Annotated in this window: 8 protein-coding genes; 5 read left to right on the top strand and 3 right to left on the bottom strand. The window is 45.8% G+C overall.

Going from position 1 to position 16,412, the window contains the following annotated elements:
* Positions 1-18: 18 nt before the first annotated feature.
* Together DN748_RS04670 and DN748_RS04665 are read right to left on the bottom strand one after the other, a co-directional pair.
* The gene (locus tag DN748_RS04670; protein ID WP_236636791.1) at positions 19-2,046 is read right to left on the bottom strand and encodes a RagB/SusD family nutrient uptake outer membrane protein; all 2,028 of its coding nucleotides are present in this window, start codon (positions 2,044-2,046) and stop codon (positions 19-21) included.
* Positions 2,047-2,055: 9 nt separating this feature from the next.
* Entirely contained in the window at positions 2,056-5,346 is a 3,291-nt protein-coding gene (locus tag DN748_RS04665; protein ID WP_201741427.1) for a SusC/RagA family TonB-linked outer membrane protein, read from the bottom strand.
* Positions 5,347-6,253: 907 nt separating this feature from the next.
* Here DN748_RS04665 and DN748_RS04660 point away from each other — a divergent pair.
* From DN748_RS04660 to DN748_RS04650, 3 genes are all read left to right on the top strand, one after another.
* A complete protein-coding gene (locus tag DN748_RS04660) occupies positions 6,254-7,564 on the top strand; it encodes an MFS transporter (protein ID WP_112370814.1) in 1,311 nt (436 codons plus the stop codon).
* 98 nt (positions 7,565-7,662) lie between these two features.
* Positions 7,663-8,439 (top strand): HAD-IIA family hydrolase, encoded by a 777-nt coding sequence (locus DN748_RS04655; RefSeq protein ID WP_112370607.1) that lies wholly within the window; start codon positions 7,663-7,665, stop codon positions 8,437-8,439.
* Between the two features lie 36 nt (positions 8,440-8,475).
* On the top strand, positions 8,476-9,798 hold the full coding sequence (locus DN748_RS04650) for a sugar porter family MFS transporter (RefSeq protein ID WP_112370606.1): 1,323 nt from the start codon (positions 8,476-8,478) through the stop codon (positions 9,796-9,798).
* 9 nt (positions 9,799-9,807) lie between these two features.
* Here DN748_RS04650 and DN748_RS04645 read toward each other — a convergent pair whose 3' ends face one another.
* On the bottom strand, positions 9,808-10,824 hold the full coding sequence (locus DN748_RS04645; protein ID WP_236636795.1) for a GntR family transcriptional regulator: 1,017 nt from the start codon (positions 10,822-10,824) through the stop codon (positions 9,808-9,810).
* A gap of 564 nt (positions 10,825-11,388) precedes the next feature.
* Between DN748_RS04645 and DN748_RS04640 the strand changes: the two genes are divergently transcribed.
* A complete protein-coding gene (locus tag DN748_RS04640) occupies positions 11,389-14,553 on the top strand; it encodes a SusC/RagA family TonB-linked outer membrane protein (protein ID WP_112370605.1) in 3,165 nt (1,054 codons plus the stop codon).
* Positions 14,554-14,567: 14 nt separating this feature from the next.
* On the top strand, positions 14,568-16,346 hold the full coding sequence (locus DN748_RS04635; protein WP_161554467.1) for a RagB/SusD family nutrient uptake outer membrane protein: 1,779 nt from the start codon (positions 14,568-14,570) through the stop codon (positions 16,344-16,346).
* Positions 16,347-16,412: the final 66 nt, after the last annotated feature.

Raw genomic sequence — 16,412 nt, 5'->3', positions numbered from 1 at the left:
AGTTATTCAATATGAAATTTATTCTGATATTTTATCTTCATCCTCAACAGCATCTTCCCAGTTATCCCATTTCGGTGTAGCCGGATCATAGCCGTCGTAACCGAAATTCTGGCTTAGGTTACCCTTATTGTTGGCTGTAATTGCCGCATAGGGAATAGGCCAGTAGATGTTCTTTTTATCCATGGTATAGTTGATGTTGCTGATCCCGGTGGCATCGATCTGTATGGGGCCTTTGTTATACATGCTGTAATGTATGATACGCTGGTACCAGTAACTGCCACCCTGTGAATCCGTACCGCTCTGCTTGTCGAAATCATTCAGATTGTACACATTGCCCCATTCATCGGGCGCCCCGCTACGGGCCAGGCAGAGAGATACGCGGGTGAGTTCCACGTTGCGCCATTCTTCCCAGTACAATTCGCGGGCACGTTCGTTCATGATATCGCCTATGGTAACGGCGCCCTGGTACAGTTCGCTGCACTGTGCACGGCGTCTCAAGGCATTCAGGTCGTCGGCAATAGTACCATCGCCCGGGTTTATATAGTATTTGGCTTCCGCCCGGAGGAGATAGGCTTCTGCTACGCGATAGAGATACCAGTCGGCATTTCCTCCGTTGGTTGCTCCCCTGAGGCCGTCCGAACCGGTGATATTGGCCTCGTTTACCGGATCATCGAGGAACAGTTTGTAATGGGGTACATCAAACCAGCGACGGATGGAATCACTGCACAGCAGGTCTCCGTTATCCGGATTGTACAGTGTTACAGGGTTTCCGAATTCTGCCGATTCCTTGTTGTTCACCTTATAATCTTCCATACGTATCCAGTTGCCCACTTCCGAATTATGTCGCAGGTCGGTTTCATCCATGATACCGTTTACTTTCCAGACGCCATCGGTATGGAAACTGGTAGGGCGGAAGGTAGCAATACCCCTTCCGAAAGCTCTCATATAATCGTAATTCGGGTTATAGTCGTCATGGTTACGCCTTATATTCAGCAGTGCCTGCTTGCCATCTTTTGTTTTCAGTCGTTGGTCGAAAACAAAGGGATAGAGGATTCGCATGGTAAGCATCTTGGTAAATGATTCTGCCCCTGCTCCCCGGTTGGGCATTCCCATGATTACCTCCTGGTTACCCGGACTGAGTTTGTTCTCGGGTCGGTGAAGGTCCCAGATCACATTCCTCGTAATAGGCCAGGTCTGTGGTTCGCCGCCGTCGTTGAAAGTGCCGAAACTGTCTTGCATCAGGGAATATCCGGACTGCTCTATCAATATATCGGTTTGTTCCTTGGCCTTGGCATATTCGCCCAGGGCCAGGTAGCATTTGGCCAGCAGCATACGGCAGGCGCCTTTATTCACCATACCTGTAAGTCCCATATCCTGCTGATCGGGTACCCATTCCACAGCTTTTTCCATATCCCGGGTAATCATTTCCAGTATGGCATCGCGTTTTGTACTTCGGTAATTTTGTTTGGGGATATCCAGGATTTTGGTTATCAGTGGCACATCACCAAACTGGAATACCAGTGCCATATAGCGGAAAGCACGATGAAAATAGGCCCTGCCCTTATACATATTCCGGGTCGGTTCGTCCAGTTCTTCTACCTGGTCTACAAACTGGATAATGGTATTGGCGTTCATAATACCCTTATAGGTCTCCTCCCATAAATACCAGATGCTGTTAGTCCTTCCAAGATTCTGATATGAAGTTTCACTGGTGGGTGTGAGCTGATGGGCTACGTCGCTCATCATGTTGCGTTTATCCGTAGCAGAGGCTACCATCAGTTCGGAAAAGATATATTCCGTACCGAGGGTAAGCATTTCGTTGTGATCGGTGGCCCAGTACAGTTTCAGGTGACGGTCACATATAGCCATAGCGGATATCAGTCCTTCTTCCGTATTGAACGTAGCCGTGGGATCATAAAAAGATAGTGGTTTAGGCTCTAAAAAATCTTTTGAGCAGCTGCTGAGCATTAAGGTCCCGCCTATCAATAAGGCAAGGCCTTTATAGATATAATTTAATTTTTGAGTGATCTGTGTCATCGTATTCATTTTAAGCGGTTAAAAAGTAAAATTCAGTCCCAGAGTATATACTGTGGTAGCCCAGCCTGAAGGGTTGTCATTTCCATGCCAGGTCTCGGGGTCGCCATAATCCCAATCTTTGGCCCAGACCGCCGGATTGCGAACGGAGCCGTATACCTTCACGCGGTTGATACCCCAGGAGGAGGTCCAGTCCTCCGGCAGGGTATAACCTACCGAAATATTCTCCAGGCGGATAAAGGAGCGGTCGTACAGTTTCTGTGCTCCGGCAGCTCCGGTAGGCCCTGCGGCTTCTATACGTCCGAATTCGTTGGTAGGATTATCAGGGGTCCAGTATTCTTTTGCGCGCACATTCTGCAGGGCATAGGCCATACGCCCGCCGAGATCATCATTGTTCAGGTAATTACCCGACAGGCTTTTATGGCCCATATATGAATAGATATTGAAGGAAAAACTGAGGTCTTTCCAGAATACAAAATCATTCCGTAAGGACCAATGTACCGGCGGTGCGGTTTCACCGAGGAATTCCTTGTCCCTGTCATTATACACGGGGGTCACGGAACCGTCGTCGTTGACGACATCATCGGCTGTGTAATTGTTGGCCACTTTGGGATCACCCGGAAGCTGACCGTATCTTGCGGCTTCCTCTATCTCATCTGTCTGCCATATCCCTGTAACCCGGTAGTCCCAGATAGCACTGATGGGTTTTCCGATAAACCAGCCGTTCGATATATCGTCCATTTCTTTTCTTCCGGTAATATTTCCTTCGCTATCCACAACATCTTCATACTGGTAGTAAAGGTGCTTGATCTTGTTCTTGTTATAGGAAAAACTAAAGGTGGTAGACCATTCGAAATTTTCCTTGCTGATATTATTGGTATTCAGGGCCACTTCAACCCCGCTGTTATTCACTTCTCCCAGGTTGGTCGTGATATTTGAAAATCCTGTAAAACTCGGCAGGCGCTGATTCATGATCATATCATGGGTATCCATGTTGTAATATTCGATACTTCCGGATATACGCCCGTTGAGAAACCCGAAATCGAGCCCGACGTTCCAGGACGCCGTTTTTTCCCATTGCAGGTTCGGATTGGCCATACGATCCATCATGAGATACCGGTATAGCACAAGCTTCCCTGAGGCATCTATATATCCTTGCATATTACCGGAACCCTCCGAGAGATTGGCCAATGCCAGGTAAGGGTTCTCAAGGGACCGATTTCCGTTTTCACCATAGGAAACCCGTAATTTTCCATAATTCATGATATGGCCCCATTTAAAGAACTCTTCATTGGTAAATGTCCAGGCTGTGGCCACAGATGGAAAGGTGGCATAGGGATTAGAAGTCCCGAAGGCGGAATACCCGTCTCTTCGTATGGACGTCGTAAGCATATAGCGATCGTCATAGGAATAGAACAACCGTGCCAACAGTCCGTCTGCGGTCTGATTGGAATCATAACTGTCAAAGAAACTGTCTTCCTTGCTGCCGTTTTTGGTATTGTGGAACCCGAGCGCATCAGAAGGCTGGATATTCCGTGCCTCAATGCGGTCTTTCCAGAATTGGCGTTCCTCTGCTTCCTGCACCAGGGTGAGGATAACGTGGTGTTTGTCCAGGAAGGTATGGTCCCAGGTAATGGTGTTGTTCAAAGACCAGTCAAAACGCTTGGATTGTTCGCGGTTGGCTCCACGAGTCTTGGGGTCCGATCCCGGTAGCTTCGCCGACATAAAATACCGGTCGTAGAAAAACTGGTACCGGGGAGAAGCGTTGAAAGAGTATGTAATGTTAAAAGGCAGTTTGATTTTGGCCTGGATTATACTGTTAAGTACGGTATACCCCTTTTCAAGCTCCAGGTATTGTTTTTGGAAATCGTAATTATATCCTCTCTGGCTGTACTCCGAACTCAGGGGAAATTGTACCGGCTTGCCTTCTTCATCTGCATAATCGGCAAAGGGGCTGTTACGCATCTGGTAATCCATGTCCAGCCCTACTTTACCGTCGGAGCGATCCTGGAAATTGACATTGGCTCCGATCTCGAACCAGTCGGTCACCTCGGTATTGATCTTCATATTGGCCCGGACTGCCCTGTATTCGTCGTCGACCACGGCACCCTGGTTCTTCAGGTAGCCCATAGACAGGTAATAGTTGGTCTTTTCACTGGCACCGCTTACACTGGCATTAAAATCCTGGTCAATACCCGTGCGAAAGGTATGGTCTCCCCAGTTGACGGTTTTCCCCGCAAGGAGATTTTCCAGGGCATTTCCCTGGAAGCCTAACCTTTTGGCCCAGATGCTCAGGTCGGATTCGTCGTTGTCATTTTCGGTATATCCTCTCCATGCCTCTAGGGAGATGTTCGAAGGTAACTGGTCCGGCTGCATAAAATAACCGGGCCGGTTGGCGTATGTTCCACTCTGATAGGCTTCGTAGGCTCCCGTTTCGGCGTTTACCCCGTAGGTGTTCTTGGTATACCAGTCTTGGCGGTGCTGCAGGTACGCATCGGTACCGAACCGTTTGCGGTATGTGCTCGGTGTCGTTATACCGATATTGGTGGTGATGTTGACCACGGGTTTGCCTTGTTTTCCCTTTTTGGTATTGATGATGATCACCCCGCTTGCCGCCTTTGATCCGTAGATGGCCGCTGCCGAAGCATCCTTGAGCACATCTATCTGTTCGATATCGTCAGGGTTGATCTCCGAGAGTTCCCCGTAAAAGATCATCCCGTCGAGGATAAGAAGGGGATTATTGTGCCCTCCTTCGTCGTATACCGAACGCTGCCCGCGTATCTGTATGTTTCCCCCGCCCTTGGCCGAAGCATTGTAACCAATGCGCAAACCCGGAGCACCCCGCAGGATGTCCTGAACAGTCTTTGGGTTTTCGTTGGCCATTTTGTCGGGCCGGATCTGGACTACGGAACCGGTAAGGTCTTTTTTCTTCATTGTACCATAACCGATGACTACAACTTCATCGAGCCTGCCTACATCTTCCTGCATGGTGACCGATACGGACTGCTGGTTGTTGGTGACCTCCCTTTCCGTCGTAGAGAAACCGATATAGCTGAATACAAGTACTGTGGGCGTTTTACTCACTTTCAGACTAAAATTGCCATCAAAGTCTGTGGTAGTACCCGTTTGGGTCCCTTTTTCCAGGACGTTGACCCCGATAAGGGGAACTCCTTCGGCATCCAGGACAGTACCATTTATGGTTCCTTCCTGGCCAAAACCGTAATTTGCCATCATGCAGAACAAGGTGATAATAACTGCATTTTTTGGCAAGCCTTTTAATAATCGTAAAAGATTACCTTCGTTTTTCTTCATGTCAGTTTTGATTTAATAGATCGATTTTTAAGAGTTGGGTTAAAAGGATTTAGCAAAAATATGTACCGGCTTCAGCCAGTCCGGGCTGTTGCTGCGCATCATGGCCGGATGTAGGGACAATCCTGAAATACCGGAACGACTTCTGTTCGTCGAGGTCGGGATCTGGTATTCACGATCGATGTCACCCGGGCCCGGGTTCCGTTATCGTTACCGGGATTATCTACAAGAAGATATTGATTTACACCAGGTGTACCTGTCGTCAGGGTGAAGGGGATATGGTCCGGTAACTCTTTAAGTAATCGCAGAAGATTACCTCGGTTTTTTTTCATGTTGTTTTCATTTTTTTTAAGTGGTCGGTATGAAAAGCTGTCATGATCCTGTTTCCTCACGGCTTTACCCGGATCCGGTTTTTCAGCTTTTTCAGGTTGATTTTTACGCAATCGATTGCGTAAAGATTTGATAAAAAAAAGTGAAAGAGAGTGGTGTCTCTGTACTTTTCTGAGCTCGGTTCGTCAATGACTGGTTTCACGGGATTTAGTTTTCTACCATATACAGTTTTGTTTATTGCGTAATATTTCCGGTATATTTTTGTGGTTTTACATTAAATAATACCGGTTTGTTATCATATTTTCCCGGTCAAAGTAGCATATTTTATTCTGTAAAAAGATGTTTAAAACATCTCAATTTTTATTCAAAACTGTTCATTATCATTTATTTGATGCTATAACGGTAGTTTTTGAATCGTTTTGTTGAAAAGTGACATTATTTATAGATGGAAGTTTCGGACCTGTTATATTCACTTTAATACAGATATAACACCCGGTTCGGAATTAATTTTTATCTTCGGGCTGTTTCCCGTATGGGGTGTTACCTTGTGCGGGCCATCATATTTATATCAACCAAAGGAATGACAAAAACACTTGCCAAAGGCAGCAGGAAACTGCTTCATGCCTGGGCCTTTTACGATTGGGCCAATTCTGTATATAGCCTGGTTATTGCATCGGCCGTATTTCCCATATTTTACGGGGCGCTTTTCAGGGAGGCAGATATAGAAAAAATAAGTGTTTTCGGGGGAAGCATTGCCCGGGCACCCCTTATCAGTTATGTTACGGCAGCTGCATTCCTGGTGGTTTCCGTGATCTCCCCGTTTCTTTCGGGTATTGCCGATTACACGGGCAACAAGAAGGCTTTTCTCAAATTCTTCTGCTATCTCGGGGCTTTTTCCTGCATAGGACTGTACTGGTTTTCCCTGGAACATATTTATATAGGGTTGAGCTGTTACTTCCTGGCATTGATCGGGTTCTGGGCGAGCCTGGTATTCTATAATTCATATCTGCCGGATATTGCTTTTCCGGAGCAGCAGGACGCGATAAGTGCCCGGGGGTATTCTATGGGGTATATAGGTAGTGTACTGCTGTTATTGCTGTGCCTGGCCATGATCATGAAACACGAATGGTTCGGGTTTGACACTGCGGCAGCTCCTACCCGGTGGTCGTTTGTGCTTACCGGTATCTGGTGGATGGGCTTTAGCCAGTACTCCTTTTATTACCTTCCGAGGGGCAACGATTCCAACGGGAAGCTCAGGAAAGATGTATTGTTCAACGGATTCCGGGAATTGCGGCAGGTATGGCGGCGCCTGGGAGATTCGCCGAAACTCAAACGATACCTGCTGGCCTTTTTTGTGTACAGTATGGCCGTACAGACCGTAATGCTGGCTGCTACGTATTTCGGGGAAGAAGAACTGGAGTGGGGAGGGGCCGATGAAAGGACAGTGGGGCTTATCGTCAGTATCCTGCTTATTCAGATTGTGGCCGCGGCCGGGGCCTGGGCTACCTCGAAGGTTACCGTACGGCTGGGGAACATAAAGACCCTTACAATTATAAACGTGCTGTGGAGCCTGATCTGTATTTATGCCTATTTTGTCGTTTCTCCCGTGCAGTTTTATATCGCTGCGTCATTTGTAGGGCTGGTCATGGGAGGGATACAGAGCCTGTCGCGCTCTACCTATTCCAGGTTCCTTCCGGAGACCAGAGATACGGCCTCGTTTTTCAGCTTTTACGATGTGGCCGAAAAGATAGGGATCGTTATAGGGATGTTCCTGTACGGATTTATCGCCCAGCTTACGGGAAGCATGAGGAATTCGGTGCTTTTTCTCGGCGGACTGTTTATCGTGGGCATCGTATTGCTGGTGCGGGTAAATAAAACCGGGAAAAGTTAAAAATATAACAATAGCAACAGGATGCGTCATGCCGGTGGCAGGGGTTTTTCCTATCTTAGCTCTTGACCGGTCTGAATAAAGAAATAAAAAAGAAAGAAATGAAAAAAGGATTTTTAATAGATATGGATGGTGTCATATACAGTGGAGACACCATGATAGAAGGCGCCGATACATTTATAGCTGCCTTGCAGGAACAGAAGATACCGTTTCTGTTTATGACCAATAACAGTCAGCGTTCTCCGCTGGATACCGTAAACAAGGTGGCCAAGATGGGGATCAGGATCAAGGAAGAGAATGTGTACACCAGTGCCATGGCAACAGCCTGGTTCCTGTCTTTTATGAAACCCAACGGTACGGTCTATGTACTGGGAGAGGGCGGACTGATTACCAGCCTGCACCAGCAGGGATATGTCATGGTAAACCAGAATCCCGATTATGTGGTTGTAGGCGAGGGGAGGAATTTTACGCTGGAAATGGTCAATAATGCCGTAGACATGATCCTTTCCGGGGCCAAATTCATAGCCACCAACCTCGATCCTTCACCTAAAAAGGAGGGGTGGAATAATCTCGGGATAAAGGCCGTTGTGGCCATGATCGAGGAAGCTACGGGGAAAAAGGCGTTTTCTGTCGGGAAACCCAGCCCCGTCATGATGCGTGCCGCCAGGAAAACACTCGGTCTCACCGCCCAGGAAACCATTATCATAGGGGATACTATGGATACGGATATCCTCGGCGGGGTACAGCTGGGGTATAAGACCATACTGACACTTTCGGGAGTCTCGAAAAAAACAGACCTGAAACACTATGCCTTTCAGCCCAATAAGATCATCAATTCCGTTAAAGACCTCAGCCTGGAAGAACTGAAGGAGCTCTGAGCATTTTCCTGCTATTAAAAACCATAATCCATCGATATGAATAATATACGCAACTGGTCGGTGACGGTAGCCCTGTCCGGTTTCCTGTTCGGTTTTGATACCGTTGTCATATCAGGGGCCAATCTCCCCATAAAGGAACTCTGGAATACTTCGGCCTGGTTCCACGGTACCTTTATCATGAGTATGGCCCTGTGGGGTACGGTTATCGGTGCCCTTTTCGGGGGGATTCCCTGTGACCGCTACGGACGGAAGAAAACCCTGTTCTGGATCGGGGTGCTCTACCTGGTATCTGCCCTGGGTTCGGGACTGGCTCCCGACCCGTATTCGTTTTCCTTTTTCCGGTTTATCGGCGGACTCGGGGTAGGGGCTTCCTCAGTGGCGGCGCCCACCTATATCTCCGAAATCTCCAATGCCCGGAACAGGGGTAAACTCGTGGCTTTATACCAGTTTAACCTGGTACTGGGAATACTGATCGCCTATATCTCCAACTATCTGCTCGGGGGAGTAGGAGGGGATAATGACTGGCGGTTCATGCTTGGCGTGGAGGCCATACCCGCCGCATTGTACAGTATCATGGTAATCCGGGTGCCCAACAGCCCGAGGTGGTTAATGCTGCATAAAAAGGATGAAGAGGGCGCAAGAACCATACTTCAGAAAATTTACGACCGGGCGGGAGCAGAGAGGGCCCTGGCCGACATCCGCAATGATATGGCGCCGGAAAAAGGGGGAAATGTATTTTCCCGGAAATTCTCCCTGCCGTTATTGCTGGCATTTCTTATCGCCTTTTTTAACCAGTTATCAGGGATCAATTTTATTCTTTACTACGCGCCCGAAATCCTGGAAATGGCCGGCCTGGCTTCCAGGGATTCCCTGATGAATGCGATTTCCATAGGGGTGGTAAACCTGGTATTTACCCTGATCGGGGTACGCCTCATAGATCAGCTGGGCCGCCGGCAACTCCTGATCATAGGCTCGCTGGGATATATTGTGAGCCTGGTGATGGTAGCATGGTCGTTTTACAGTGCGGCGAGCTCCGTGGTCCTGCTCATTTTCATATTGCTGTTCATAGCGTCACACGCCATAGGGCAGGGGGCCGTGATCTGGGTGTTTATCTCCGAGATCTTTCCCAACAGGGTACGGGCATACGGGCAGGCCTTCGGCAGTGGGGTGCACTGGGTCTTTGCGGCATTGATCACATTACTGGGACCGGTGTTTATCGATATGTTCAGGGACAATCCCTGGCCGATATTTGCCTTTTTTGCCTTTATGATGGTATTGCAGTTGTTGTTTAGTATTTTCCTGATGCCCGAAACCAAGGGAGTTTCACTGGAAGACCTGGAAAAAAGGCTGGTAAAGTAAGAACAGATATTACAGGGAATTCCGTACAATAACCCTGGCCGGGTCCCGGAGGGTAACGGCGGTGCGATTGAGGATGGCATTGGCTGCTTCCCTGCCCATTTTGTGAAAATCGGAACTGATCACGGTAATGCCGTTTTCCAGCACTTCCTTGACTGCGGTGTCATTATAGGAAATAAGACCGATGTCTTTACCGAGCTGCCAGTTCTTTTTTCTCACCATCCTGATAATATCCACATCATCCTTGTCGTAGCGGTCGAAGGTAATAAAGGCATCGCCCTTTTTCACAAGCTTTTCGTCCACCCCGTGAATAACCGTATGCTCTTTATCGTACCGTGTCGCAAAGGATTCGAAACCTTCGATAAGATCTTTTGCATGGAAAGCCTCCGGGGGGGCTACCAGTACCAGCCGTTTATACTTTTCCAGCTGGGGCAGTAATTCCGAGAGCGCGTCGCTGATGTCTGACCGGTGATCCTGGTATATACAGCTGTATTCCCCTTCCAGCCCTCTCTCCAGGTGGTCGATGACAATCCTTTTATGCGGAGGGATTTTGTTGAGTACATCCGCAGGGTTTTCCCTGAAAAAGGTAACGATAACAAAATGCGTATAATTGTTCAGGTTCTCCTCGATAAGCTTTTCGAATACCCTGAAATTGTGGTGGTGAAAGAAGACCTCTACATCGGCATGGTCCTTTATCGTCTCCAGAAAGGACTGGTATACCCTGTCACGGAGGATATTCATTTTATCCAGGATAAGGCATACCCGGTAAGGCAGGTGCTGTTTTATGCGTTTGAGGTAGTAACCCTTGCGGTATTCCGACTCTATGATTCCCTTTTCGGAGAGGTAGTTAAGCCCCTTGAGCGCCGTCTCCTTACTGATCTTCAGGGTATGGGTGAGCTGGTTGAGCGAGGGCAGGCGGTCGTTGATATTCAGCTTTTCCTCCTCGATCAATGTCATGATATAGTCGACCAGCTGCATGTACTTCAGGCGGTGAAGATTGCCCGTATTATTCGATATGGAGTCCGGCACTTCTTTCAAATGAGTAAGATTTATGGATTAGTCAATGATTTGCAAATCTATTGTTTTTGAGTGTTCCAAACAAGAAAATGATCAGACCAAACCAGAATAATTAACAATATCACAATTTTTACGGGTAATAATTTGGCAATTACAATTTATTCATTTATAATTGCAATGAAAATAGACCAACCCAAACCAGACTAATATTATGAAAGAGTGTTGTGTAGCTTTTTCAATGATAATTTCTTGTTTGTTGATTGATGACACAAAAGAGTAATGGCAATTTATCCCGAGTTGTTTCAGATACTTGATCTCTTAGAAATAAATCTGTAATCCTTTTTAAAGTCCCCTTCCCGCCAGTCGTATGAAGAATGTTTTAAGATTGTGTTATTCTTTTATTTCGTGATATTATTTCAAGGGCGCAAGTGTTAAGTTTAGATGAAGTGTTGAGTCTGTCATTAGGATTTTAATTAAAAAATAGTATATTTACAACCAAACCAAACCAGACTAATTGTTTGTTTTCAATACTGTTTTGTTTTTGATTGATGGAACAACTTTAAAACCTGATCGTTTATGAAAAAACTAAAAACCAAACCTTTTTTAATTAAAGTGAGATATCTGGTCTGTACTTTAATGGTATTTCCATTTGTAGCTTATTCATTTAGTTACAACGGGAAATACCTGGAAACAACACTTGAAAGTTATAATTCCTTCGGAGAGAATAAGCAGGATCAACGACAGGTAAGAGGTACCGTGACAGATTCTGATGATATTCCCATCCCCGGGGTAAATGTGATTATTTTAGGTAATGAAAAAGTGGGGACCATAACGGACTTTGATGGGAATTATGTTTTGGATGTTCCGGTAAATTCAACCCTGGTCTTCAGTTATATGGGGTATAAGACAAAAGAAATACCGGTAGATAACCAGAGTGTCATAAATATTAAAATGGAAAGAGACCTGGAGAATCTTGATGAGGTTGTTGTTGTCGGTTATGGAACCCAGGCTAAAAGGGATCTGACCGGCTCTGTTTCCGTGATTGGTGGAGAAGATATTGCCTCGAGGAGCGTCACTAACATCTCGAATGCCTTACAAGGTGCAGCTGCGGGAGTAAGTGTCACCCGGAGTAATTCTGAACCAGGATCCGGCAATAGCATCAGGATTCGGGGGATTACTACCTTACAGGGAGATAGTAGTCCGTTAATTTTGGTAGACGATGTTCCGGTCAAGGATATCAATGTGGTAAACCCAAAAGATGTAGAGTCCATTTCTGTGCTCAAAGATGCAGCTTCTGCAGCTATATACGGTTCCCGGGCAGCAGCAGGGGTTATAATAATTACGACAAAAAGAGCCAAAACAGGAGTTTTCAGTGCAAATTATAATTCCGAATATGCCATTAACAAGCCTACGGAAATAAGGAGAAATGTAGGAGCCGTACGATATATGGAAATGTTTAATGAAGCTATCTGGAACGACAATAATAATGAGCAGAATGAGTTCAGCACTTATGATCCGGAAGTTATAGCAAATTATGCGGAACTTCATAAACAAAACCCAGACAATTACCCGGATACTGATTGGAGGTCCCTTATTTTGAGAAAACAGTCTCATACCCAGCGTCATGTCCTGACTTTATCCGGGGGGACGGAGAGATTGAAAACCAATGCCAGTTTCGGTTACGAAAGTCAGGATGCACTATATAAAAACAGGGACTGGAAGCGGTATACTGGCCGGTTGAATAACGATCTGAAGATTACCGATAAGTTCGGAGCAGTTTTAAATATGGCATTCAGCCAGGTTGATGCAGACGAACCCGTTTTTGATCCTACTGAACCGGCAATTACTGCGGGTACAATTTATCCGGCTGTATGGGCAGATGGAAGGGTCGCGGATGGAAAAACAGGGACTAATCCTTACGCCAAATTACTTTATGGCGGTTCACGGGAAAATTCCAATACCATAGTTAGTGGAAAGTTTGAACTGTATGTGAAACCTTTGGAGGGTATGAAGATTTCTATTAATGCTTCACCAAACTATGAATTTAGAAATTATAAGAGGTTTGTCAATTCAATACCCTACTGGGGGGCGGATGATAAGGAGATGACACAGGAGCCGAACTATCTGACAAGTCATAGCCCGACAAACCGAAGTCTGGATGAGAACAGGGTTATTGAAAAATCACTGACCACACAGGCAGTACTGGATTATAAGAAGACTTTTGGAGATCACAGTATCAACTCTGTATTCGGATTTGAGGAATACACCAATAAGGTAGAAGCTATCCGGGTAACAGGAGAAGAGTTTATCAGTAATGATTATCCTTTTTTGAGTCAGGCTCCGATAGATAAGGTTTTCGATAATGGCTCGGGAATCTCGGAATTGGCCTACCGATCCTATTTTGGCAGGATATCGTATGATTTTGATAAAAAATATTACCTGCAGGGAACGGTACGCCGGGACGCATCTTCGAGATTTGGTGCCGATTACAGATGGGGAACATTTCCTTCCATAGCATTGGGATGGGTACTTTCTGAAGAAAAATTTATGGAATCCGCTTCTTTTATTGATTTCTTAAAGATCAGAGCTTCCTACGGTAGCTTGGGAAATGACCGGCTGGGAAACTATTTATATCTTTCAACCCTGCAGTTCGGCAATGTTTTAATTGCCAATGGAGAAGATGTTTTATCTGTGAGGCGGGCCGCACAACGTTATCTGGCAGTATCAGATATTACCTGGGAAACTACGACCTCATTTAATATAGGAGTAGACTTCACGACCCTGGACAACAGGCTGTCGTTTAAAGCGGATTATTTTGATAAGGAAACCAGGGATATGTTATTGGGATTAAGTATTCCTGCCTTAAGCGGCTTCGAAGATCCGACTGTAAATGTTGGTGGTATGAATACCAGGGGTTGGGAACTGGCCGCATCATGGAGTGATAAAATAGGCGATTTAAGTTATTCTGTATCGGCAAACGTTTTTGATGCCAAATCAGTCGTTGGAGATGTTGCAGGTAAACGTTTGTTTAGTGGAAACACCTTGTCAGAAGAGGGGATCGAATTCCAATCCTGGTACGGTTATCAGTCAGATGGTATTTACCAGACCCAGGAAGAGGTGGATAACTCTGCGGTGACCAGTAGTGTGGTTGCCCCCGGAGATGTGAGGTATAAGGATATAAGTGGCCCTGACGGAGTTCCTGACGGTGAAATTAACGAATTGGATCAAACCGTTCTCGACGGTTCCCTGCCGAGGTATCAGTATGGAGGTAATATCAGTTTAGGTTATAAAGGTTTTGATTTCGGACTGGTTTTTCAAGGGGTTGCCAAACATAGCTTTTACCTCAACCCGTCAACGTATGCCACGGCATTTCAGGGTAACTGGAAGTCTCCTCCTGAACTTATAGACGGAAATTACTGGAGTTTTTACAATACACCCGAAGAAAACCTGTCGGCCCGGTATCCCCGTATTGGAAATAACAATCGGGACAACAACAATGCCTTTTCAGATTTCTGGTTAAGAGACGGTTCCTATTTGAGGATAAAGAATCTCACTTTAGGATATACCATTCCTGAAAATGTAACTTCAAAAATTAATATAAGAAAGTTACGTATCTATTTGTCGGGAAATGATTTGTTCACTTTCGATAGCTTACCCGATGGAATAGATCCCGAACAAGGGGGTGGAAACAGCTACCTTATTACAAAATCTTTTTTAATTGGTTTGCAACTGAGCATTTGAAAAGAATGATAATTATGAGAAGAATAATAGATAAATTGATAGTCTGTTTTGGGATATTAACACTTTCAATATCCTGTAATGAACTGGACCTGGTTCCTGAAGATGCTGCAAGCACCGGGTCGTGGTATCAAACAGAAGAACATTTCAGGCAATCCCTGAATGAAGGTTACCGGCCGGTATTCTTTCCGCGAGACGGAAGAGACGGAGGCTCCGAAGGAGGATGGGATGACGATACCATGATGAGAACATCCCTGTCCGTTATAAAATCTGGTACGGTGAGCTCCGAATTTACAAGGGGTAAAGACGACTGGAATAATTTGTACAAAGGTATTATAAGAATGCTGACAGTAGTAAAAGAAGTCCAGGAGCAGGATGGGGTTCTGTCTGAAGTACAGTCCGGACACTATGAAGGAGAAGCGAAATTTTTACTGGGGGTGTATTGGACGTATTTGATTACCCATTTCGGAGATGTTCCGTTTTATGAAGATTTAATTACGGTAGACGAGTCTTTCGAGATTGCCAGAACAGATAAATATGAAATCCTGGAAAAAATCTATGAGTATTTTGATTTTGCGGCTCAGCACCTTCCGGAGGATCATTCAAATCTGGAATATGCGACTAAGGGTGCTGCTTTGGCCTATAAAGCGAGAGCTGCTTTGTATATGGGAGATTTCTCCACGGCAGCTGCAGCTGCAGCTTTGTGTATCGATCTGGGGACCTATAGCTTACACCCGGATTTCGGGGAACTTTTTTTATCGAAAACAAAAGCATCGCCCGAGATCATTTTTCAGCTTCCGAGAGGTGTAGAATTTCAACAAACGATCCCGACCCGGGAAGTGCGTTACAAAATACCGAGAAATAACGGAGGATACGGGAGTGCGGTTCCGTCGTGGGACCTATTGGCTTCGTTTGAATGTATTGACGGACTACCCATTGACCAATCTCCCTTATTTGATCCCCGGAATCCTTTTAAAAACAGGGATCCCAGATTGTTGGCTACTATAGTTCCTATCGGCTCCTTAGAGGATGGGGATGGTAACTCTCCGGATGACGGTAGCAGGTTTATGGATCTGGAATATAATCCGCATCCTTATGCCACCAGGATTTTTAACTATGCGAGTGGTAAAGAACAAACGAATAATGATACTAAATCCAATCAAAACTACTGTAGCTTTAACGGACTTGTCTGGAAAAAGGGAGTCGATTCTGATTGGGATGATCTACAGGCAGATAATAACATAATAACAATGCGTTATGCCGATGTGTTGCTGATGTATGCAGAAGCTAAAATTGAATTAAATGAAATTGACGCCAGTGTTTTGGAAGCCATCAATGAGGTGAGGGACAGGGCCTATGCGAATTCAACTTTTTCAAACCCTGTGGTAACTACAACTGACCAGGACAGGTTGCGATATATTATACGAAATGAAAGACGTGCCGAATTGGCAGATGAGTCACTGCGGTATATGGATCTGATTCGCTGGAAGATTGCGGATAAAATAATGGATGGAGGAGCGGCCTACGGTCTGGCGGCCATTACAGCGAACAATAATCCGGATATAGTGGATAATAATTCCCCTCTGGTGAAAAACGTGATAGAATCGGAATTGTGGTTCTGGGGAATGACCCCGCAACTGGATGAAAATGGCAGCGCTGATTTTGAACCGTTGAGGGCAGCGGGACTTTGTCAGCAATTGACGAGTACGTCTTTTCCTCAACGTCAGTATTTATGGCCGATTCCGGCAGATGAACGACGTCTGAATCCGAATCTGACGCAAAATGAAGGGTATTGATAGCCGGCAGCGGGGCTTTGCCCTGCAGTATTTTCGATTGAAACTTGATGAATTAAAATTAATTAC

Source organism: Sinomicrobium soli (assembly GCF_003285545.1).
In the GTDB taxonomy this organism is placed as follows: Bacteria; Bacteroidota; Bacteroidia; order Flavobacteriales; family Flavobacteriaceae; genus Sinomicrobium.
This window is presented reverse-complemented; position numbering and strand designations above follow the sequence as displayed.